Source organism: Rhodopirellula maiorica SM1, from assembly GCF_000346295.1.
Taxonomy (GTDB): domain Bacteria; phylum Planctomycetota; class Planctomycetia; order Pirellulales; family Pirellulaceae; genus Novipirellula; species Novipirellula maiorica.
Map to the genome: position 1 here is coordinate 14,123 of NZ_ANOG01000967.1, position 22,851 is coordinate 36,973.

At 54.0% G+C, this 22,851-nt stretch carries 16 protein-coding genes and 2 pseudogenes; 16 read left to right on the forward strand and 2 right to left on the reverse strand.

What is annotated here, in order from left to right:
* Positions 1-4: 4 nt before the first annotated feature.
* The 12 genes from RMSM_RS31160 to RMSM_RS31210 all read left to right on the forward strand — a co-directional run bounded on the left by RMSM_RS31160 (position 5) and on the right by RMSM_RS31210 (position 16,704).
* Positions 5-2,401, forward strand: coding sequence for a DUF5682 family protein (locus RMSM_RS31160; RefSeq protein WP_008706928.1), 2,397 nt, complete (start codon positions 5-7; stop codon positions 2,399-2,401).
* Positions 2,388-3,596, forward strand: a complete 1,209-nt coding sequence (locus RMSM_RS31165; protein WP_201767100.1) for a VWA domain-containing protein — start codon at positions 2,388-2,390, stop codon at positions 3,594-3,596. Before RMSM_RS31160 ends, RMSM_RS31165 begins: the two co-directional genes overlap by 14 nt.
* Positions 3,597-3,601: 5 nt before the next feature.
* Positions 3,602-5,689, forward strand: a complete 2,088-nt coding sequence (locus tag RMSM_RS31170; RefSeq protein ID WP_008706933.1) for an SWIM zinc finger family protein — start codon at positions 3,602-3,604, stop codon at positions 5,687-5,689.
* Between the two features lie 95 nt (positions 5,690-5,784).
* Positions 5,785-5,916 (forward strand): hypothetical protein, encoded by a 132-nt coding sequence (locus tag RMSM_RS43550; RefSeq protein ID WP_008706934.1) that lies wholly within the window; start codon positions 5,785-5,787, stop codon positions 5,914-5,916.
* Positions 5,917-5,949: 33 nt separating this feature from the next.
* Positions 5,950-7,200, forward strand: a complete 1,251-nt coding sequence (locus RMSM_RS31175; protein ID WP_008706936.1) for a tagaturonate epimerase family protein — start codon at positions 5,950-5,952, stop codon at positions 7,198-7,200.
* A 354-nt stretch (positions 7,201-7,554) separates the two neighbouring features.
* Positions 7,555-9,036: an MFS transporter gene (locus tag RMSM_RS31180; RefSeq protein WP_008706940.1), complete on the forward strand. Its 1,482-nt coding sequence runs from the start codon at positions 7,555-7,557 to the stop codon at positions 9,034-9,036.
* Between the two features lie 284 nt (positions 9,037-9,320).
* Positions 9,321-11,150, forward strand: coding sequence for a right-handed parallel beta-helix repeat-containing protein (locus RMSM_RS31185; RefSeq protein ID WP_008706944.1), 1,830 nt, complete (start codon positions 9,321-9,323; stop codon positions 11,148-11,150).
* 149 nt (positions 11,151-11,299) lie between these two features.
* Positions 11,300-12,676 carry an arylsulfatase gene (locus RMSM_RS31190; RefSeq protein ID WP_008706946.1) on the forward strand — a complete coding sequence of 459 codons (1,377 nt, stop codon included), beginning with the start codon at positions 11,300-11,302 and terminating at the stop codon, positions 12,674-12,676.
* A 79-nt stretch (positions 12,677-12,755) separates the two neighbouring features.
* Positions 12,756-13,646, forward strand: a complete 891-nt coding sequence (locus tag RMSM_RS31195) for a ThuA domain-containing protein (protein WP_081614401.1) — start codon at positions 12,756-12,758, stop codon at positions 13,644-13,646.
* Between the two features lie 118 nt (positions 13,647-13,764).
* Complete coding sequence (locus RMSM_RS31200) at positions 13,765-15,213, forward strand: sulfatase family protein (RefSeq protein ID WP_144058091.1); 1,449 nt, start codon at positions 13,765-13,767, stop codon at positions 15,211-15,213.
* Positions 15,214-15,736: 523 nt separating this feature from the next.
* Complete coding sequence (locus RMSM_RS31205) at positions 15,737-16,360, forward strand: HD domain-containing protein (protein WP_008706955.1); 624 nt, start codon at positions 15,737-15,739, stop codon at positions 16,358-16,360.
* Positions 16,357-16,704: a tRNA-binding protein gene (locus RMSM_RS31210; RefSeq protein ID WP_008706958.1), complete on the forward strand. Its 348-nt coding sequence runs from the start codon at positions 16,357-16,359 to the stop codon at positions 16,702-16,704. The genes RMSM_RS31205 and RMSM_RS31210 overlap by 4 nt, the downstream gene beginning before the upstream one ends.
* A 211-nt stretch (positions 16,705-16,915) precedes the next feature.
* Here RMSM_RS31210 and egtB read toward each other — a convergent pair whose 3' ends face one another.
* Positions 16,916-18,202 carry an ergothioneine biosynthesis protein EgtB gene (gene egtB, locus RMSM_RS31215; RefSeq protein WP_081614402.1) on the reverse strand — a complete coding sequence of 429 codons (1,287 nt, stop codon included), beginning with the start codon at positions 18,200-18,202 and terminating at the stop codon, positions 16,916-16,918.
* 40 nt (positions 18,203-18,242) lie between these two features.
* Positions 18,243-19,205 carry an L-histidine N(alpha)-methyltransferase gene (gene egtD / locus RMSM_RS31220; protein WP_008706961.1) on the reverse strand — a complete coding sequence of 321 codons (963 nt, stop codon included), beginning with the start codon at positions 19,203-19,205 and terminating at the stop codon, positions 18,243-18,245.
* Positions 19,206-19,404: 199 nt separating this feature from the next.
* On the opposite strand from egtD, the gene RMSM_RS31225 reads away from it, so the two are divergent.
* From RMSM_RS31225 to RMSM_RS31240, 4 genes and pseudogenes are all read left to right on the forward strand, one after another.
* The gene (locus RMSM_RS31225) at positions 19,405-19,761 is read left to right on the forward strand and encodes a hypothetical protein (protein ID WP_008706962.1); all 357 of its coding nucleotides are present in this window, start codon (positions 19,405-19,407) and stop codon (positions 19,759-19,761) included.
* A 434-nt stretch (positions 19,762-20,195) separates the two neighbouring features.
* Positions 20,196-21,104, forward strand: a pseudogene (gene floA / locus RMSM_RS31230) (flotillin-like protein FloA); the annotation flags it as partial.
* A gap of 748 nt (positions 21,105-21,852) precedes the next feature.
* Positions 21,853-22,584 carry a proteasome-type protease gene (locus tag RMSM_RS31235; protein WP_040770469.1) on the forward strand — a complete coding sequence of 244 codons (732 nt, stop codon included), beginning with the start codon at positions 21,853-21,855 and terminating at the stop codon, positions 22,582-22,584.
* Positions 22,585-22,629: 45 nt separating this feature from the next.
* Positions 22,630-22,851, forward strand: a pseudogene (locus tag RMSM_RS31240) (cobalamin-binding protein); the annotation flags it as partial.

The following is a 22,851-nucleotide window of genomic DNA, read 5'->3' on the forward strand; positions in this document are numbered from 1 at the left end:
TCGGATGCCAAAACGTGATCCAGCACCGGATGATCAACCGCTGATCGATCGGCTGTGTGACACCACAGCCGATGTGGTCTATTTCCCCGTCCGGCACCACAGCCCGGCGTGCGCAATGTTGGTCGCTCAGCTGATTGATTCACTCAAACCGACCGCAGTCTTGATCGAAGGGCCGAGCGACTACAACGCTCATCTCGACGAACTGCGGCTCGAGCATCAATTGCCGATTGCGATCTACAGTTATTTCCGAGCCGGCGTGCCGGCCAAGAAAGACCAAGCAGAAACCGAACTATCGCATCAGGGTGTCTATTATCCGTTTTGCGAATACTCGCCCGAATGGGTTGCTATCGAGCACGCAAATCGCATCGATACCGAGGTGCGTTTCATCGATCTGCCGTGGTCCGAAAGTGCGGGTGACGAGCGGGCCTCGCATCGGTATGCCGACGCGGAACTTCGTCGTGGACGCTATGTCAACGCATTGTGCGAGCGACTGCAAGTCGAAGATTTTGATGATCTGTGGGACCGGCTGATTGAATCACACCGGACGCTGGACATCACCGATTATCTACGTCGCGTGCATTCGTTGTGCTGGAACATTCGCACTTGGGAACCCAGCGTGAGCGTCAGCGACCGTCGACGCGAAGCGTTCATGGCAAAGCAAATTGCCTTGACGTCCAAACGAACCGGTGGCAAGACGTTGGTCGTGACGGGCGGTTTCCACAGCAGCGCGTTGCTGGCTCGAAACGAAGGCTACACATGTGCAGGAATCGATGATCCGCCGGCCAGCGACGCATCACAGGCGGCAATCGCCGCGATCATCGATCGTGGTATTGCGTTGACGACCTATTCCTATGAACGGCTCGACAATCTGACCGGCTATAACGCGGGAATGCCTAGCCCCGGATTCTATCACCACGCATGGTTGCAGCGAAATCAGGGCCAACCATTTGACCACCAACCGCTTTTGACCGGCCTGGTCAACTCGCTTCGCGACCGCAAACAAACGCTCAGCACGGCGGACCTGATTGCTGTCGAAACATCGGCGAGGGCGCTCGCCGCGTTGCGGGGACGACAACATGTGTGGCGACGCGATCTAATCGACGCGGTAACATCCTCGCTGATTAAAGACGAATTGGAATACGATTGCGAATCCCCTTTTATCGACGCCGTTCATGCGGTGCTGCGTGGTGACCAGCGTGGACGGTTGGCAAGCGGAACTCGCATTCCACCGTTGGTACGCGAAATCCAACAGCAAATCGAAACGCTTGGACTCGAACTGACGCGACGCAGTGAATCGATCGAATTGGACCTCTTGGATGCCGAAGATGTACAAAAAAGTCGACTGCTGCATCAACTGAGTGTGCTTGAAATCAAGGGAATCCGGCACGACGGAGGAACAGACTTTCTCGCTCGCCACGAACTCGAGCGGCTTTGGGAAAAGTGGAAACGACGATGGACGCCCGAGTTTGAATCGTCCTGTATCGAAGCATCACGCTATGGCATTACAATCGCCGAGGCCGTCGCCGCTCGACTGACCGAAGAAACCCATCACCACCAACGTGATGCCGCGATGGCGGCGGAATTGTTGGTAAAGGCGTCTCAGTGTGGCGCCGAGTCTCTATCGAAATCGCTACTCGAATCCCTTGAGCGTCTGATTGCATCGGAACCTCGGTTTGCCGCGGTTGCTCAAACGCTCGGACACCTGTTGTTCTTATATTGTTTTGACGAAGCCTTTGGGACAACACGCTTGCCCCAGCTGCAGCGTTTGGTTTGTCAATCCTTCGCACGATCCTTGTGGTTACTCGAATCGCTCGGAAAACAAACACCGGCGGATGGTTCGATTTTACGAAGCATGCAAGCGATGCTGGAGACATATCGCCGCGTTGGCGACGTGTTAGAGCTGGACGAGAATGAATTTGCAAGTGTTATGGCACGAATCCAAGCGGACGCTCACAAACCGCCCGCGGTGCGAGGCGCCGCCGCCGGCACTCTGTGGACAATCGGGCGGGCGAGCCCCGATCGCGTTCTCGAGGATCTGATGTTCTTTGCCAATCCCGACCATCTTGGTGACTTTCTAAATGGTTTGTTCACGCTGGCTCGCGAGGTCGCTCAGCGACATCCGCCACTGGTTCGTTCGATCGACCAAGTCCTGCTACGGTTTGGTGGCGATGAGTTTCAAACCGCATTGCCGTCGTTGCGATTGGCATTCACCTCATTCACGCCTCGCGAAAAGCACCACATGTTGTCGACGCTGTTCGATTCACTTGGACTGAAGTCCTCTAAACCGTTAATCCATTTGCCAGCCGACGAAGCGACGGCGGCCGAATCGTTAGCAATCGAAGACCGACTTTTCGAATCAATCGCCAAATACGGATTGGAGCAAATTGATGAGCGACTCTGATCCTGACCCACCACGTTCCCCCGCAACATCAATGGAAACACCACCAGGCGAAGACATCGCCGCCGAATCCTCGGCTCAGCGCCAAGCACGATGGCGATTAGTCATGGGATCAGGTAGCGAACAATTGTGCGGAGGGCTTTCGCATCAAGAACAACAGCAAGAAAACTGTTTGAGTTTTCTGTACGATCGCGAAGGACACGGCCAAAACGTGCGAGGCAGGAACGACAATCGGTCGGGCAGCCTTGACGCCAGCGCGTTGACCGTTCCGGAGTGGATCAATCAAATCCACGAATTGTTCCCCAAGTCGACTATCGAACGGTTAGAAAAGGATGCACTCGAGCGATATCAGCTTGACGAGATGGTGACGAACCCGGACGTGCTAGCACGTGCTCAACCGAACCAAACGTTGCTCAAAGCGGTGCTGCGAACCAAGCACTTGATGAACCAAGACGTGCTGAAGGCTGCACAACAACTCGTTCGCAAAGCGGTCGAGCAATTGATGGAAGAAATGGCCGAACAGGTTCGCAGCGCATTTCAAGGATCCGTCGATCGACGCCATCGCTCGTTTCTGAGAATTGCCAAAAACTTTGATGTGCAAACGACGCTGCGGCGCAATCTGAAACACTACGATCCAGGCAAACGTCGTGTTTTGGTGGAAACGCCGTATTTCTATTCACGTGTGCGGCGACAGGTCGATCGTTGGCAGATCATTATCCTGGTTGATGAATCGGGCAGCATGCTGGACAGCGTCATCCACTCGGCTGTCACCGCAGCAGTGTTTTACAGCATGCAAATGATGAAGGTTCACCTTTGTATTTTTGACACATCGGTCGTCGATTTGACCGACCAGATTGTCGATCCCGTCGAAACGTTGATGAAAGTTCAACTCGGTGGCGGAACCGACATCGGCCAAGCGGTCGCCTATGCATCCACGCTAGTGGAAAACCCACAGCGGACGATCGTGGCGTTGATCACCGATTTTTACGAAGGCGGGCCGGCGGGTCGACTCTACGCGGCCGCTCGACAATTGGTGGAAAGCGGCGTCACGTGTTTGGGATTGGCCGCCTTGGATGGGCAAGCCGATCCGACATACGATGAACAAATCGCCGCCCAAATGGTCAAAATCGGCTGGCACGTTGCTGCAATGACTCCCGGTGAATTGGCCCAATGGGTCGCTGAAAAAGTACGGGCGTAATAAAAATGACTCGAGTCGATCTGCTGTCGTTGTCCACTGATGACCTAGCCTCGCTAACCAATCGCGGCACAGTTAAACGTGCGCAGCGAGAATTGGACGAAGGTCAGTACAGCTATGAAATCAACGAACCCGACGACGATGACGACAACAACGACGATGCCGCAGTTCACGACTTGATCGTGACATGGTCCGATGGAACCGTCTGCCAATTTGTGTCGGGGCAAACGATTCACGAAGCCAAATGCTCAAGCGGATCCATTGGGATCAGCCGCCATATCGTTCGATCCGTCCTGGCGTATCAACGACATGTGGCAAACAATGTCGCCGCGGACCAAGCCGAGACTAGCGAAGATCGCGGCGATGCCACTGCGGTCCACGAGGATACAGCCACCCGAAGTACGACGGCCGCTTGGGATCCAGGTCAAATCCGTGACGAGGATCTGATCCAACATTTTCCCAAGGCGACGATCACGCGAGCAAGGAAGGTGTTTGACGATGGTGTCCTGGTCGAACTCACACGCGGCGAGAAACCGACAGCTCGATTTCTGCATGAATCGTGTACCGTCCGTTTTCCGGTGCCAGGAGATGCTCGCTATGCGCGAGCCGATTGTGCCGCCACGATGCTGCCACATTGGACGGCGATGGCGGTGTGGGCGTTTCGTGAACTTGATCCGAAGCGAAACGCGGGGCTGATGTCCGTGGGACAAAACGAGTTGCCGGTCCCCCACGATGAACTCGACCGGCTGGACGAACTCGTCATCGAACTCTGCAGCGACGGGATTTCCGGTTGCAGCCCCACGTGGCCCCAGCGGTTATCACGGCTGGAAAAACAATTGCGCCGCTGCGGTTTGGTATGGCCTGCTGAACTGGTCCTGCAGCTGATCCACCAATATGAACGCTACATCCAAAAGGACGCGAGATTCAGTCCCACCGAAACAGTACGATTGATTGGCGAACTGATCGCGAGGTCGCGATCGATTCGGTCACAAAATGGATCAGTGCCTCAGCCGCTTGTACGAGGTAACAAATCCGATCGCCGTACCGACATCAAAGCGGGGCGATTGGTCGGACTCGGACTTGGCGTACGCCCCGGACGATCGCAAACCAAGATGCTGGCCTATTTCCAAGACATCGATACCGGTACCGTGGTCGCGGTGCAGCGGGTGTTTGCCGATCCCGATCCAAAATCACAGACGACCACAAAATCTTATGCGGATTTGGCCGCCCATTCGCTCAGCCGCGGCGTGTCATTGGGTGGTGCGGCAATGTCACAAATGATGCTGGGCTCAGGAAAACGAACCGCGACCGACGAATTGATTCTGCCGCGAACCAGTGGGAAATTGACCACCAATCCGCAATCGTTCCAGTGGGAACAACTGCAACCTCCGCTGGCGATCGAACATTTTCAACAAGCGCGAGAGCGATTTGAATTATTGCCGCCGGATTGGTTGCGACCGCTGCGGTACACCGAGAACCTGCACGTTTTGAGCGTCACTCGGATTAGCGATTCGCATTTTGACGTCGTACATCAACAACTCACTGCGACGATGCATGATGCGCTCGGCGAAACCGCCCGAATCATTTTCCCCTACCATCATCGCGGCGATGCGGGATTCACCCAATTGCAGCACATGTTGGCCACGCGAAGCGGCGATGCACGTTTTGTCTGTGGTCATGTCCGCTGGCTGCACCAGCAGCTGGAAATCGAACCGATCTCGATCGTATTCCAGTCGGCCGACGGAACGCGTCAAGCCATTTCAACTTGGATCGGTGGCGGTGGCGAAACGGCGCAAGCGGATGCGAAATCCGCGGACACCCCGCCGTCTTCGCCGCAGTCGACGATCAAAGATTTTCTTAGCACGCTAAATATTCAGCTCAGCGAAATCCTGCTGACTGGACTTGCTCAGACGGCACCACAAGATTGGCTGGCGTTGTCCGAAGCGGCTCAGCGACTCGGGTTCGTGCGACTCAATCAGCCGATTTACGAGCTAAGCGAGGAACTCGCCAAACGAATGGACCAAGTTCGCTGGAACCCGTCGCTGGCTGCACGAACGACCGCTCAATTGTGCATGTTTAGTCGATTGTTGGAATAGATTTGCAAGCAGCTCAGGTGTGCTTCCAGGCCGCGCGAAGCGGATTGCATCGAAAAGTCTTCAGAGTAGTAGGGCGGATCAAGCGAACAGCGTCGATGCCGTGGTCACGCCGCGTGTTGTTGTTGGCGGAGGCTCAATCGCGTAACTTAACTGCTGTCCAGGTTAAGAATGGACATGCACAAGTCAACCTCGGCTATGGGCTACCGACCAACGTCTTGGCAAAATAGCCCCTGTTTCATCCCACCTTTGAAGAGATATCGATGCTTGTAATCGAAAAATTCACCTTTGGCGTCGGCGACCGTTTTGCACATCAAGCGGCGGCTCAATTACGTGCGTTTGAGCAGCTTGCCGAGGACGGCGTGGACGTTGCGCCGGTATGGAACAAGTCCAACCGCGAACACACCTTCGTTGGATCGAAGCCGCAAAGCGTCTACGACGCAGCGAAAAATGCGATCGAAACTCGGGGGTGGAACAAAGCTTGGCACGTCGACGCCGACCATATTCAGCTGGCAACGGTCGATCCCTTTATCCCCTGCAGCGACTTCTTCACGATCGACGTGGCCGATTCGATTGGCAAAGCGGCATCCCAAGAGGAAATCGCCGCGTTTGTCGATCGCCATCCCGAGCTTGTCGGCACCTTGACGCTCGAAGGATTGTCGTCGCCGCTAGAAGTCAGCAAAGAAGACGTCCAACGCGTCGCCGAGCAATATTTGTTGGCTGTCAAAGAAGCGGGCGAAATTTATCGACACATCGCCGATGCGAAAGGGGCCGACAATGTGATCGCCGAGATCTCGATGGACGAAACCGACTCGCCACAAACGCCTCCTGAGTTGCTGGTCATCCTGGCGGCGATTGCCGACGAGCAGGTTCCTGTACAAACGATCGCACCCAAATTCACCGGTCGTTTCAACAAAGGCGTTGACTATGTTGGCGATCTGAAACAATTCGAGCGTGAGTTTAATGACGACGTGGCTGTGATCGCTCATGCCGTAAAAACCTACGGTCTGCCCGAAACCTTGAAGCTAAGTGTTCATAGCGGCAGCGATAAATTCAGTCTGTATCCGATCATCCGCGAATGTTTGCAACGCACCGGTGCGGGTTTACACATCAAAACCGCGGGCACCACGTGGCTCGAAGAAATCATCGGCTTGGCCGAAGCGGGTGGCGATGGTCTGGCTCTGGCCAAAGAGATCTACGCTTACGCCCTTGAGCATGTCGAAGAATTCTGTGCTCCATACGCCAGCGTGATCGACATCGACAACAGCAAACTGCCCGATGCGGAAACCGTCAACGGATGGTCAGGCCCTCGATTAGCCAGTGCGATCCGTCACATCCAAGACAACGAGCACTTCAACGCCCACATGCGTCAACTGCTGCACGTCTCGTTCAAAGTCGCCGCCAAACATGGCGATCGCTACACCGATCTGCTGAAGAAGAATCAAGAGATTGTCGGCAACGAAGTGACTAAGAACATCTACGAGCGTCACTTGCGTCCGCTTTTTGTGGGCTAAAACGCGTGTCGTCATGGAACATTCGCTCGGCGTGATCCCATCAGCGGTTCTCACGCGAGCTTCGATTTGGGCGTCCCTTGCAGAGGCATGGTTCGCCCGGGGAAAGATTTTTCGGAAATTTGTGAGCGTTACCACGCGTTGCTCCGCCGCCACATGTCCCACTGCGCTCGCAGCCAAGCGGGCGGCAATAAATTCTTTGCAATGAAAGATGCCAATCTGATCGGCATGGACTATCCCTTTGTAGGAAAAAAGTCGCTATTTTAGAGGCAGACGGAATAGTGCGGCAGACAAAAGTCGCATCGCTCCGCCCCTACCCTTTTCCTCACAACTTATCGCTTTTTTGGAAAGAATCTTATGTCCGACGGCATCGAAGTCCAGCCTTACGAACCGGCAGCCGACGTCAGCCGCGAGGGTCAACTCGGTGACACCTCGCCGCCGAAAGTTGTCCCGCGTCAATACTTGATGGCGTTCATATTGACGACCTGTTGTTTCGCATTGTGGGGCTTCGCCAATGACATCACCAATCCATTGGTGAAGGTTTTCAAAGAAGTCTTCCAAATCAGCAACACGCAAAGCTCGCTGGTCCAGTTCGCGTTTTACGGTGGCTACTTCACGATGGCGCTACCAGCCGCCTACTTTATCCGCCGCTTTTCGTACAAAGGTGCGATCATGGTCGGATTTGCCTTGTACGCAGTGGGTGCGTTATTGAGCATTCCCGCCAGTCTGAACACGAACTTCTGGATTTTCATTGCCGGATTCTACATTTTGACCTTTGGACTGGCTTTTCTGGAAACCAGTTGCAATCCGTACATCCTTGCGATGGGGCCTCCGGAAACAGCAACCCAGCGATTGAATTTGGCTCAGGCGTTCAACCCGATGGGATCGTTGACCGGGATGATCGTCGCGTCAACGATTATCGCACCCAATTTGGAGGTGGGTGAGTTCCGCAACCAAATGGAGGCAAAATCACCCGAGGCGGTGCAATATGTCGAAGCGGATTACGCATCAGGATTGCCCGATTTTGATCAAGAATTTGGAACCTTGGACGCCGCCGTCAGCAAAGGGCTTGCCAACATGCAAGTCACATCGCCTGAGACATTTCAAGCAATTCAACAACACGATCTTGGCGTCGTGCGGACGCCCTACGTCGTGATCGCCTGTGTCGTGATCGGATTCTTGATCATTTTTGCACTGACGAAAATGCCTACCTTTGCTGCGGATCAACCCGATGCGCCGGTAAGCGAATTAGCGGTTCGACTTTTTGGCAAAGCCCATTACCGCGAAGGCGTAGTCGCGCAGGCGTTTTATGTGGGTGCCCAAATCACATGTTGGACGTTCATCATTCATTATGGGATGGAACAAGTCGGGTTGACGCTCGCTCAGGCGCAAACCTGGAACATCGCCGCAATGATGATCTTTCTGATTAGCCGTTTCGTCTGCACCTTCATGTTGAAATTCGTCAGCCCTGGAAAGCTGTTGGCATCGCTGGCGGTGGCCGCAGCGATTTTGACATTTGGTGCGATCATGTTGCAAGGACAAATCGGACTGATCTGTCTGGTTCTGATCTCGGCGTGCATGTCGTTGATGTTCCCTACGATCTACGGAATTGCACTGAAAGGATTGCCGGCCGAAGAAGCTAAGTTGGGCTCAGCCGGTTTGATCATGGCGATTGTCGGTGGAGCTCTGTTGCCGCTAATGCAAGGTTGGTTCATCGACCAGATTGGCGTTCGCAATTCGTTCTACCTACCGCTGATCTGCTTCGTCGCGATTGCCATCTTTGGCGTTCGTACGTTCACTCGATTCGAAAAAGAAGCCAATTTTCAAACCGCAGCGTAGTGCGGCGAGATTGGCGGTTGATTTTCGTGACGCGGGAAGGCAGCTGTCGGTCCGTGTAATAGCCGTCTTGTCGCCGGCCAGCTGGCTGGCGATTTAGTAAACGGCGATTTTGTGAGCGGCGATTAAGAGAGCGGTGACGTGCGAGCGGGGGGCGCGTGCATCAAACCGGCGACTGCGGTGGGGCAAAAAACCGAGGGCAAGGATCGCAGCCCAATCTCGGTCGAGTCTAATCGCTGCGTACAGCACCGCATGCTGACAAAGCACCAAAGCCAGAGACGTACACGATGAAATTCAATTTGCTTGGTTTACTGATTCTGTTGACTTCGTTTGGGACAACGTCGCTTGCCCACGCCGAAGAAATTAGCGTTGCCGACCATGGGGTCGTTCCTGGGCAAGATGCCACCTACCCGCTGCTTCGTTTGATTCAATCGGTCGAAGGCGAAAGCAACATCACCCTTGTTTTCCCCAAAGGCACCTACAAATTTCTTCCTGACAACGCTCTTGAACAATTTCGCGCCGTCTCGAATCACGACAACAGTCTAAAACGAATGGCATTCCCATTGTTTGGATTTAACAACATCACGATCGACGGTGGCGGATCAACGTTCCTGTTTCATGGTCGGATCAGTCCCGTCGTCATTGATGGCTGTCACGGCGCAACCCTAAAGAACTTTTCGATCGATTGGGACAAGCCCTTTCAGAGCGAATTGACCGTGGTCGAAAATGATACAGAGGAGGACACGTTTACCGTCGAGGTGGACCGTGATCGATATCCGTACTCAATCAAACATGGTGAGGTGTGGTTTGAACGCGATGGCTGGAGCGATCCGTTTGGATCGAACATCGTGTTTGATCCCAATACGCAATCGCCGATTTACAACACTAAAAAATATGGCGTCAATTACTCGAAGCCCGTCAAGGTGACCGCGGCTGGCAAGAACCGAATACGCTTCAATGCTCGAGGGCGAGCTCTGCCTCCGGTCGGATCGGTGTTGATTACCTACGGGGTGAATCCAACCAGCCGCTTGTGCCCGGCAATCCACATTGCCAATTCCAGTGATGTTCGCGTCGAAAACGTAACGGTCTACGCGGCAGGCGGGATGGCGTTGATCGCAGAGCGAACCGAGAACGTGACACTTGAAAAGATGGTCGTCACGTCGACCCCGGATCGGTTGGTCGCCACCCGCGCCGACGCCACCCACTTTGTCGGATGCCGCGGTACCGTAAAACTCGAAAACTGCCTGTTTGAACACATGCTCGATGACGGCATCAACGTTCACGGTGCGTATGTCAAAGTCGAAGAATATTTGGGGGAAAACCGTTTCATCTGCGCGATCAGCCATCCGCAACAATGGGGGCTGACGTTCGCCAGCCCCGGTGACCAAGTCGCTATCCTGTCTCGCGAAACCGTTCTGCCATTTCATCAAACCGTGGTGGAAAACGTTGTGGTGCTAAATGAAGAGCGATTTGTTATCACGGTTTCCGATGTGCCTGAGGAACTGCCAACCGGGCCGCTTTCGCTAGAGAATTTGACCTGGTATCCCGACGTGGTGATGAAGCACAACACGATTCGTCAGAACCGGGCACGAGGGGCGTTGATCACGACCAAAGGCAAAGTGTTGATCGACAGCAACTATTTTTCGTCGCAGATGCACGGCATTTTGATCGAAGGCGACAACAAGAAATGGTACGAGTCGGGAGGAGTCCAAGACGTCACGATCTCGAACAACGTTTTCGACAACATTGGCTTCGAAGGCGGTGCCGTCTATCCGCTGCTCGCTTCTCCACTATTAACCGACGAACAACGATTGGGCGAAGGCCATTTCCACCGTAACGTCCGGTTTATCAACAACACCATCCGCAGCTTTAATGGATTGGTGGCCCAGACGCGATCGGTCCGCGGTTTGACAATATCAGGGAACAAGCTGGACTTCAGCAGTGACTACCCTGCCAACAACGAGTTTCCGTCGATCGATCTGCATTATTGCGATGACGTGAATATCGTCGACAACACTGCCACCGGATTTGATCACGAACCGGTCATCGCCCAGTCCCCCGACTCGACCAACGTCAAAATCGAGAACAATGTGGGCTTTCGAGCCCCCAGCGGATAGCAACGGTGAACGGATAAAAATTCGACAATGGATGAAAGATTTTAAGTAATCTATTAGCGTATCGCTCCACCAACAACTCGCTGCGAAGCCTCATGAAAAAAATCCATTCCGGTCTACTCCTGTGCGCACTTGTCTCTCTTTTCGCTAGCGTGGCGAATTCAGCCAGCGTGGCGAATGCGGACCAGCCACGTACCCCTAATGTGATTTACATCCTGGCCGACGACCTCGGCTATGGCGACCTCAGCTGTTATGGGCAGACCAAATTCGAGACTCCCAACATTGATGCATTGGCCCAGCGGGGGATGCGTTTCACCCAGCACTATTCCGGCAGTACCGTTTGTGCTCCGTCGCGTTGTGCACTGCTGACCGGATTTCACACCGGCCACGGGGCTGTGCGAGGCAATGCGGAAGTATCGCCCGAAGGCCAAGAACCGATGCCAGCGGATACCTACACCGTGGCAAAACATTTGCAACGTGCCGGATACAAAACCGGCATCTTTGGCAAATGGGGACTAGGGGCACCTGGCACCGCCAGTGAACCGCTGAAGATGGGGTTTGACCGTTTCTACGGGTACAATTGTCAACGAATCGCCCACTGTTATTATCCCGCATTTTTATGGAGCGACGAAGAACGCGAACTGCTCTGGGGCAACGTCGCGTCTCACAAACATGATTACGCACCGGATTTGATTCACGATCAAGCATTGAAGTTTATTCGAGACCACAAAGACGGGCCCTTTTTCTGTTACTACGCCGCCGTCCAGCCGCACGCCGACATGGTGGCGCCGGAATCGTACATGAAGAAGTATCGAGGCAAATTTCTGCCCGAATCCAACTACCCCGATGACTACTATGCGGGGCAACCCGAATCGCACGCTGCGTTTGCCGCGATGGTCAACGTGTTGGATGACTATGTCGGTGAGATCACGGCGGAACTGGACTCTCTTGGCATCACGGACGAAACGATAATCATTTTCTCGTCCGACAATGGCCCCCACAAAGAAGGAGGTCACGATCCCGATTACTTCAATTCCAACGGACCGCTGCGAGGTTTCAAACGGGATCTCTATGAGGGGGGCGTTCGCGTACCGATGATCGCCGTGTGGCCCGAAACGATCCCAGCCGGAAGTGTCTCGGACGAGATTTCGGCATTTTGGGATTTTTTGCCAACGATGGCCGATTTGGTCGGCAAACCGCTACCGGGCAACACCGATGGCGTTTCGATCCTGCCCACGCTGCTTGGAAAACCGGAACAACAGCAAAAACACGATTATCTTTATTGGGAATTCATTGAGATGCGGGGGCGTGTCGCGGTTCGCAAAGGCAATTGGAAGGGGGTTCGCTACAATGTCGACAAGAATCCGAATTCGCCCATCGAACTGTATGATTTGTCCGTCGATCCCGGCGAAACGAAGAATGTCGCCGCCCAACATCCCGAGACGGCCGTAGAGCTCAGCAAGCTGATATCCGAATCACGGACGATGTCGCCTAATCCACGGTTTAACTTTCACTACCTACGCAAGTAAACTAGGGCGGGCCGCCCCGAATCCATCCCAGTCGCTAGACGACCAACCCAAATTTCCCTCCACTCCCGCTGTTGAGACAATGAGAATCACTTCCCTCCGCTTAATAACTCTGATCACCGGCCTCGTGTTGGGGACGCTACAAAGCCAATCCATGACGGCAGCGGAAGAGGCGGCTAAGAAAACCGATCCGCTAAAGGTATTGTTGGTCGCAGGCGGTTGCTGCCACGACTACGCAACCCAAAACGAGCTACTGAAAAAAGGGATCGAAGAGCGTCTTAATGCCAAAGTCACCGTCGAGCTAAGTGAAAACACCACCACGACCGCCCGCTTTGACATCTACGAATCCGATGATTGGGCCAAGGGATATGATGTCGTTTTGCACGATGAGTGTTCGGCCAATGTGATCGAGCGTCCTTATGTCGATCGAATCCTCGCCGCTCATCGCAACGGCACTCCGGCGGTCAATCTGCACTGTGCGATGCACAGCTACCGCTGGGGCAATTACAGATCGCCCGTGCAGCCCGGCGCCGACAACGCAGGCTGGTACGAAATGATTGGTCTGCAATCCACAGGCCATGGTCCCAAATTGCCCATCGATGTGCTCAGCACCGATTCAACCCACCCGATCATGAAAGGGTTTGAAAACTGGACAACAATCAACGAAGAACTGTACAACAACATTCGTGTGTATGCCGGTGCCAGCGCACTGATCGAAGGCAAACAAATGATGCCGCCGAATAAAAAGGTCTTGAAGAAAGACCCCAACGCGGCAGCGACGGAATCGACCGCCGTGATCGCATGGACCAATCACTATGGTCCTCAGAAAACCAAGATCTTCAGCACTTCGCTTGGACACCAAAACGAAACCGTCGCCGACGCTCGCTACATGGACGTCGTCGTTCGAGGCATTTTGTGGGTCACCGACAACCTGGACGAGGACGGCAAAGCAAATCCCGCCGTGTTGAAGTAGCGATTCCCAATTGGCGATTGACCGCGATGGCGCGACTCGCTGGTTTGCGCGTCGTGTTGAAAACGAATCCTCACCTAAACGTCCCCCACCTCAACCCATTTCACGGATACCACCACGTATGTTTCGCCTGATCGCGTGCATGTTTGCCCTCGCTTTTTTAACGCCTGGGACTGTGTTGGCGGACCAGCGGCCGAACGTATTGTGGATCGTACTGGATGATCTTGGACCGGAAATCGGCTGTTATGGAACGCCACACGTTTCGACGCCGGCCATGGACCAGTTGAGCAGCGAGGGGGTTCGTTTTACTCGCTGTTTTTCTACCTCGCCGGTATGTTCGGCCTCGCGAAGTGCACTGGTCACGGGGATGTATCAAACCTCGATTGGTGCACATCACCATCGCACACGGAAAATGAAACCGTTGCCCGAGGGTGTGCAAACGGTGATGCAACAGTTTGGCGATGCAGGCTATTTTGTCTGCGACCTGAAGCCACCGGGAGCCAAAGGCAAAGCCAAACGGGATTACAACTTCGTCGCCGATGACGATCAATTTCATGGCGACGACTGGTCTCAACGTCGCGATGGGCAACCTTTTTTTGCTCAAGTGCAAATCCACGAACCTCATCGCCCCTTTGTCCATGACGACGACCCCGAACGAGCTGACAAAGTAACCTTACCGCCGAATGTCCCCGATCATCCGGTGGCTCGCGCTGACATGGCGAACTATTTAGCGTCGGTGGAACAGGGTGACAAACATGTCGCGGCGATCTTGCAGCGATTGGATGCCGAAGGATTGCGTGAAAACACGCTGATCATGCTGTTCGGCGATCACGGTCGGCCTCATGTTTGGGGGAAACAATGGCTGTACGACGAGGGGATTCATACGCCGCTGATCGTTGCTGGTCCGATGATCGATCATCCTGGCACCAGCAGCGATGCGTTGGTTAGTTTGATTGATGTCGCTCCGACATGTTTACGTGCCGCCAACATCACGCCGCATGCACGGACCGAAGGAGTTGATATTCTGGCGGACGATTTCAAAGGTCGAGAGTTCATCTTTGCCGCCCGTGACCGGTGTGGCGAAGCCGCCGACCGCATCCGAGCCATCCGCGACACGCGATACAAGTACATCCGCAACTTTTATCCCGACCGCCCCTACACGCAAACCAGCAGCTACAAGCAGCTGTCCTATCCGGTGGTCACGCTATTGGAAGTGCTGCGCGCCCAAGGCAAGCTCAGCCCCGAGGCAGAACGCATGATGCAGAAAACACGACCTGCCGAAGAACTGTACGACTTGAAATCAGATCCTGACGAACTTCACAACCTCGCTGAGAATCCCGAGCACGAGGAGACTCTGCAACGGATGCGGACTCAGCTGAATCAGTGGATCGAATCCAGTGGTGACCAAGGGGCTATCCGTGAAGGCGACCAAGCCTATCACGACGCGATCACCGCAGAAAAACAAAAGTGGTATGAGAATACACAGCGAAAGCGTGGCCTCGACCCGAATGTTTCCGCCGATCAGTATCTCGAGTGGTGGAACAAAGAACTGCTGCACTCGGCTCGATAGACTTACCGGGTAACGCCCACACCATCTACTTTGGCAACTATTGGGGGATGCTCAAGTAGTGGGATTCGCCAGAATCCCCATCTTTGCTGTTGAAACACCAGGAACTCTGGCGAGTCCCACTACCAAAGTAGATGGCATTGGGGTAACGCCCACGCCGTCCGTATGCCCTGCCCTACAGTTTGATGCGGCACAGTTTGCTACGGCACAGTTTGATGCGCACAGTTTGCTACGGCACAGTTTGCTACGGCACAATGAAGAGGAGAAGCAATGAGATCCTCGCGTCCAAACTGCGGCGTTTCGCTGCCGGTCGATGTGATCGCTTCTCCTTTTGATCAACCCGCCTGTCGCCCGTGTAAGAACCTCGATTCGTCCGTAGGGGGCGAGGATATCCTCAGACCGAAACGGCTGATTCTCTGGGAAGTAATGTAGGATATGCGACTCCCCTGTCTTTTCGAGCAAAATGACCGGCGAGAAGACTATCCCACGCCTTGCACCCGATGACAGGCTAGAAGCCTATCCCACAATGATGCACACCGAAATAGAAATAGTTGAACACGTCCAGCGTCTGGTTCGTGAACGGATGGCGGGACAACAGGCCGGTCATGATGTTGACCACGTCTTGCGTGTGCTCAAATCGGCTCGCGAAATCCAAGCGGAAGTCGGCGGCAATCGATTTGTCGTCGAATTGGCTGCGCTGCTACATGATCTTGGCGATGCAAAATTTCACAATGGGCAGGAGCGAAGTGCCGAATTTGCTCGCGAAATCTTGTCGCAGTTCCACCTCAACCGTCACACAATCGAACACGTCGCCACGATCGTCGATACCATCTCGTTTCGTAAAGCCGCCGATCGATCCACGCTTTCACTTGAAGCCAAGATCGTGCAAGACGCCGATCGACTCGATGCCCTTGGGGCGATCGGAATCGTCCGAACGATCGAATACGGCGCCGCGATCGGACAACCTTTCTACTTGTCCGAAAACATGGAACCCAAGCAGAAAACGGGAATCGACCACTTTGACGAAAAGCTCTTCAAACTACATGATTTGCTGAACACCGACGCGGCTCGCCGGATCGCGGGGCAACGCGAGCAATTCATGCGTACCTTTCTAGAGCAATTCCGACACGAATGTGGTGAAACAAAATGAGTCTGAAAAATACAATCGACTGGAATGATTTCGAACAAGTCGAGATGCGCGCGGGAACCATCATCGCGGTATTAGATTTTCCTGAGGCGAGAAAACCCGCGTACAAGGTGACGGTCGATTTTGGTCCCGACGTGGGTATCAAACGAACGAGCGCACAGATCACATCGCTATACACCAAAGAGGAACTGCTGGGCCGCCAAGTCATCGGAGTGGTCAATTTTCCGGTGAAACAGATCGGCCCATTCTTGTCAGAATTTTTGATCGCAGGTTTCTATCGAGACGATGGTTCCGTTGTGCTAGCGATCCCTGACAAATCGATCGATAACGGCGCCAAATTAGCGTGACAGAATGCTGAGCAGGGAGAAACGTTTGACGCGTTCCGCTATGCTGACAATGGTTCCGACGGCGCTAGTCTAATGCCATCTACTTTGGCACTAAACGGGTGGCGTTTGTAGCGGTGCGGCGCGGGGCCTCGCCCGGTCTAAACCGAACATTTTACTCGCCTCAACCGGACGGCTCGCGCCGTGCCGCTACCAAAGTAGATGGCATTGGGGGCTAGTCGTCAGCGAGCCGGATGGTGGTAAATTGCCAGCGAGCTTCGGGCGGAAAGAAATTGCGGTAGGTATCACGAATATGATTGCTCGAAGTTGCGACACTGCCGCCGCGCAACACATATTGATTGCACATAAATTTGCCGTTGTACTCGCCAACCGCGCCGGCGGGCGGGCAGTATCCAGGATAGCCCGCATAACTGCTGGACGTCCACTGCCACGCCGCGCCCATTAGTCCATCGGGAGATCGCGTCGGATGAATGCACTTGTTTTGCTGCATCAGCACATCGGCGAACGGCTCTTGTTCGAGCGACGTGTCTGATGATTTCGCAATGATCTGACACGCCGCTTCCCATTGAAATTCAGTCGGCAACCGCTTGCCCGCCCAGCGAGCGAATGCATCGGCTTCGAAATAACTGACATGGGTTACCGGCCAAGCCGCTTCGACGGGAACCAAACCTGCGAGCGTGAATTGATGCCATCGACCGTCTCGCTGATGCCAATACAGCGGTGCGTTCCAATCGTTTTGTTCGGCGGTGGCCCACCCCATTGAAAGCCAAAACTCGGGGCGTTTGTAACCACCGTCTTCGATGAATTCGAGATACTCGCCATTGGTCACCAACGTTGTGGCAATCGATGTCGCGTGCAAATGGGCTGAATGACGAGGCGATTCATTGTCGTAGGCAAAACCGTCACCCCCGTGCCCAATCGTGTACATCCCTGCGGGCACCTCGATCCATCGATTCGCGTCAGACGGCGTTGCAGCACTGTCAAACGGATCGTCCCGATAGGTTGGCCATGTCGGATTGCACGACAACATATGCTTGGCATCGGTCAGCATCAATTCTTGGTGCTGCTGTTCGTGGTTGATTCCAACCTGCAATAACTCGGCCGCCTCGGTCGCAAACTCGTCACACTCCAATCGTTTCGACAGCTCGCGATCAACATGGTCGCGGTAATCCTTGACTTGCTGCATCCCCGGTCGCGAGATCAATCCGCGACGTGACCGAGGATATTGGCGGCCAATCGAGTTGTAATACGAGTTGAACAGAAAATTAAACTCGGAATCAAATTCGCGGTAATCCGACTGAGTCCGCAGGATGAAGGTTTCGAAAAACCAAGTGGTGTGCGCAAGGTGCCATTTCGTAGGACTGGCGTCGTCCATCGACTGCACCGTGCAGTCTTCCGCTGACAGAGGCTCGGCAATCTGGTCGGTAAAACTCCGCACAGCGAGATAAGAGGCACGAAGTGAATCCCCCAACGATGCGGTCGCAGCAGCAGTAGTAGTCATGTCAAACTTCGATAGCGTTTAAATCATTCAAAGACGTATTTTATTCAATGACAAGGTGCAAAACCGCGAAGTAATTTTGCGCATCCGTCCACGATTTATGCAGTTGAAATCCGTATTTCCGCGCAAACGTCGCAAATCCATCCACAGTGTATTTGTGGGAATATTCGGTCAAGATCGCTTCGCCGGCAGCAAAGTCAATCGCGTGGTCGCCGATGGAAACCACTTGATCCGCCAGACTCACAATGCTGATCTCAATCCGGTGATGCAAAGTGTTATAAACAGCACGATGCTCGAAGCGATCGCTATCGAAATTGCCTCCGAGTTCGCGATTGATGCGGTTCAGCAAATTCAGACTAAACGCGGCGGTGACGCCCTCGCGATCATCGTAGGCAGCATGCAAGACGTCGATGTCTTTTTGCAGATCGATCCCGATCAACAATCCGCCTTGTTGCCCCAACATTGCAGCCATTTGTTGCAGCAGTTCTCCCGCTTGCGGCGGCGTAAAATTGCCAATCGTAGAACCGGGAAAGTAAAACGCGACGTGTGAAGCAGGCGGCTCACAATCGGGCAACCTAAACGGCTGAGTAAAATCGGCAACAACGGGCAGCACGTTCAAACCCGAATAGGCCAAGCGCAATCGCTCTGCGGTTTTTAGCAGATGCTCTTCGGAGATATCGACCGGCACGTAAGCAGCCGGTCGTGAAAGTGCATCAAGTAGCACACGCGTTTTTAGACTGCTGCCGCTGCCATATTCCACCAACATTACATCGGTATCAATTTGGCGAGCAATTGACGAGGCATGCTGCTGCATGATCGCCAATTCGGTACGCGTCACATAGTACTCGTCCAGTTCACAGATCTGATCAAACAACTGCGAACCGCGCTCGTCATACAAGTATTTGCTTGGCAGTGTTTTGGCGGGACGTGACAACCCGTCCAACACATCGTCAAAAAAAGTGTCCGTTCGGACCGCACTGGACTGCACAACGTTGGCTGGATTCATGTTCGTCAACTTTCGCTCGCGTCAAGGCAGTGTTGGAAGGGCTCGCAAAAAATCAAAGCGGTGACATCAATTGGGCATTATTTCAGCATAGGCCCTCGGGCAAGCAGAGCACATGCTATGCCAACCGACAGACAACGGCTGCGGATGGATGACCAATGCGTGGAAGCTTGGAAAAACCGCGAAATAGGCTCTAGAATAAATGTTTGATGAAAAAACGCCGTTGGTCGACAAGCGAGCATCGCACATTGAACATCACCCTGATGATATCGAATTCGAGAAGATCACGTTGACCGTTGCTCCGTCAACACGGACCGCCGCACCGGTGATCGCTGACACTTGCTCTGATGCAACAAACACACACCTATTTGCAATTTCGTCGACGGTTTCAAAACGCGGGATCGATGAGGTCGGACGGACCTTTTTTAAAAAACTCGGTCTCGACCTGTTCGCAAGTCTTGTTGCCCCGCTCGCAAGCCTCGTTGCCATCGCGAGCCAAATCAGCGACGAACTGCGACACGCCCTCCGGCGCCGTTGGCCCAGGCAAGAATCGCATTGACGGTTGCCGCGAGGCCACGCCAGAGCGACAACAGCGCCGTCTTGTCTTGAAGCTCAATTTGTGTCGATCCTACGTCCTCAGTGGTGTAGGAGTAGGGAAATGGTCAACGAGGATCATGGTACGCCAACAACGTACGCCAACGACACACGGCTCTTGGGGGCATTGCATTTTGCCAGCACGCCTCTAGGATTCTAAATAGAGAGGTGTGGTAGCCGACAATCCCCACAAATTATTGGACACATCGGCTACCTCTAACACACAATTCTTCGATCAACCCCTCTTCGCGAACTGCATCTATCGCGGGTTTCGATTGAAACTTGACTGCGTCCAAAGCAATGGTTCTGTGGACGAGTCGCCTGTGGACTGCCCAACAAAAGGTGGCGGTTGTGTTCGATTTTGTTGCGGAATTAGAACTTCCCAGTTTCTGGCAAGTGATGGTGGGGCTGGGTGTCTTCGCAGTCGTTTTGAGTTTGCTGATCCTTACGATCATTGCCAAGTGGGGATCGTATTGGCTGCAAGCTTATATGTCAGGCGCTGACATCACAATGAAAAGTTTGATTGTGATGAGTTTCCTTCGTGTCGAGCATCGCTTGATCGTGACAGCGAAAATCATGGCAAGACAAGCCGGTTTATCGATCGATCGCAACACTGGGATGAGCACGAATCGGTTGCAAGCTCATCATTTGGCTGGTGGCGATGTGATGAATGTCGTGCAAGCTCAGATCGCCGCACATCGCGCGGGTATCGACTTGGATTTTGATCGTGCCGCGGCGATTGACCTCGCCGGGCGAGACGTGTTGTTGGCGGTTCAAACGAGCGTGTCGCCCAAAGTCATCCATTGTCCTCGCAGCGAAGGTGGTGGTTCGCATACGTTAAGCGCCGTCGCGAAAAACGGAGTGGAGTTGCGAGTGGGTGCACGCGTGACCGTGCGAACGAATTTGGAACAATTGATCGGCGGGGCAACCGAAGAAACCATCATCGCTCGCGTGGGTCAGGGCATCATTACCGCGATTGGGTCGGCGGAAACACACATGGATGTCTTGGAGATGCCGTCGACGATTTCCAAAGGAGCGATCACCAACGGACTAGACGCTAATACTGCGTTTGCCATCGTCTCGATCGACATTTACGACATTGATGTCGGTGAAAACATTGGCGCTCGATTGCAAAGTGACCAAGCCGACGCCGACACGCGTATCGCTCGCGCGTTTGCCGAAGGCCGTCGCGCCGAAGCGGTCGCGCTGGAGCAGAAAATGAAAGCCCACGTCAGCCGCAACCGAGCCGCATTCGTCTTGGCCGAGGCAAAAGTCCCCGCCGCACTCGCAGATGCCTTCCGCGCTGGCCCCCTTCGTCGTCTCCGCAAAGATTCGTCATCAACGCGTCCTCGAATTGCCTCGGCACACTTGGACGATCACTCTAAATCACTTTCCTCTACATCCACATTGACTCCGATGAATACAATCACCCTTGCCACGCCCTGCTACGTACTCAACTTCGATAAAGTGCGTATCGGACCGACGTTGATGCCTAACGATTCGGTGTCATCCTATCACGTCATCTATGGTTTCTCGGACAAAGCACCCTATGATGCATTTTGTGCAAACAGTCCGCGTCCGCTGACGCCCTACCCACTGGTAAAAGGCTACCTGCAAAACCAAATTGAGATGGCGCCCGACGTCACTCATTTGGTGGTCGTTGACGCCTGTGGACCGCAAGACGCCCAGTTGAATGCGGTAACGATGCAGTCGGTTTTCGATGCCCTGAAAACGCAGAGCCCCCATGTCACTGCTTCGTTTCGCTTGACACTGAACCCGGACAACGAATCCTACGCAGTCGAACCGCTTGACGAGCCCGCACTGAGTTAATCCAAATGCGGGACAAGCCTCCGGCTTGTCATCGGGTGTTAGGCTTTCGTCGCGGAAGTCGCCAAGACTTTTCGTTTTGGCATCGATTCCCCCGCCGAAACTCTTGGCCAGATTCGCTAGAAAAAGCGATGTCCGCGACAACCTGAAAACCAATAACACTTTTGGAACGGATTGTGCACTATCAGAGCGGTTTTCCGTTTCTTTTCCATTCAACGTGGGCAATCTCGTGACGTTTTGTATTGGCATCCAGGTACGTGATGGAATCGTGGCACTGGCAGACACACGCATCACTCGTGGTAGCGAACAAGTCAATAAGCAAAAACTGGCCGAGTTTCAGCACGGCGACGCATCGCTGTTCACGATGACGAGCGGGCTTCGTTCCGTTCGTGACAAGACGCTGATCTACGTCGAAGAAACCTTGCGACAAACGCAAACTCCCGTCGAGCGGCTGTACCAATTCGCCAACTTATTTGGCGAGCAACTCAGACGCGTTCGCAATGAAGATGGCCCCTCGCTCTCGTCGACCGGCCATACATTCAACATGCACGCGATCATCGGCGGCTGTTTGCTGGCCGACCAATCGCCGCAATTGTTTTACGTTTATCCCGAGGGCAATTGGGTCGAAGCCGCAATGGATTCACCTTACTTTATGATCGGACGCACCTATTACGGCAAACCCATCCTGGACCGTTTGTTGAATTACGAAACCCCATTACGCTCGGCCGTGGCGTTGGCGCTGCTCGCCTTTGACGCCACGCGAACCAGCGTGACCGACGTCGACTACCCGATCGACGTGGCGGTCATCCCTAATCAGTCGCGACATCCTCAATTCCAGCGTTATACGGAATCCGACTTAGCGGAAACGACGCAGTGGTGGTCCGAAGTGCTGACCAACTCGTTGGCGTCCATGCCGATGCAGTGGGCCGACTCGTTGCTCGGATTGCAAAGCAGTCAGTGATCTGTAACGATTTCGATCTCGTTACAAGAATCCAGCGGAACTGCAATGCGAATCATTTCTCTTTTGCCCAGCGCGACCGAAATTGTCTGTGCTTTGGGGCTTCGCGACCAACTCGTCGGTGTCACGCATGAGTGCGATTACCCGGCCGACGTTGCCGAACTGCCCAAAGTCACACGAACGTTGATCCCGCACGACGCGTCCAGTGGTGAAATCGATTCGTTGGTTCGCGAACGGCTGAAAACCGAAAAGGCCCTTTATCGCTCGATA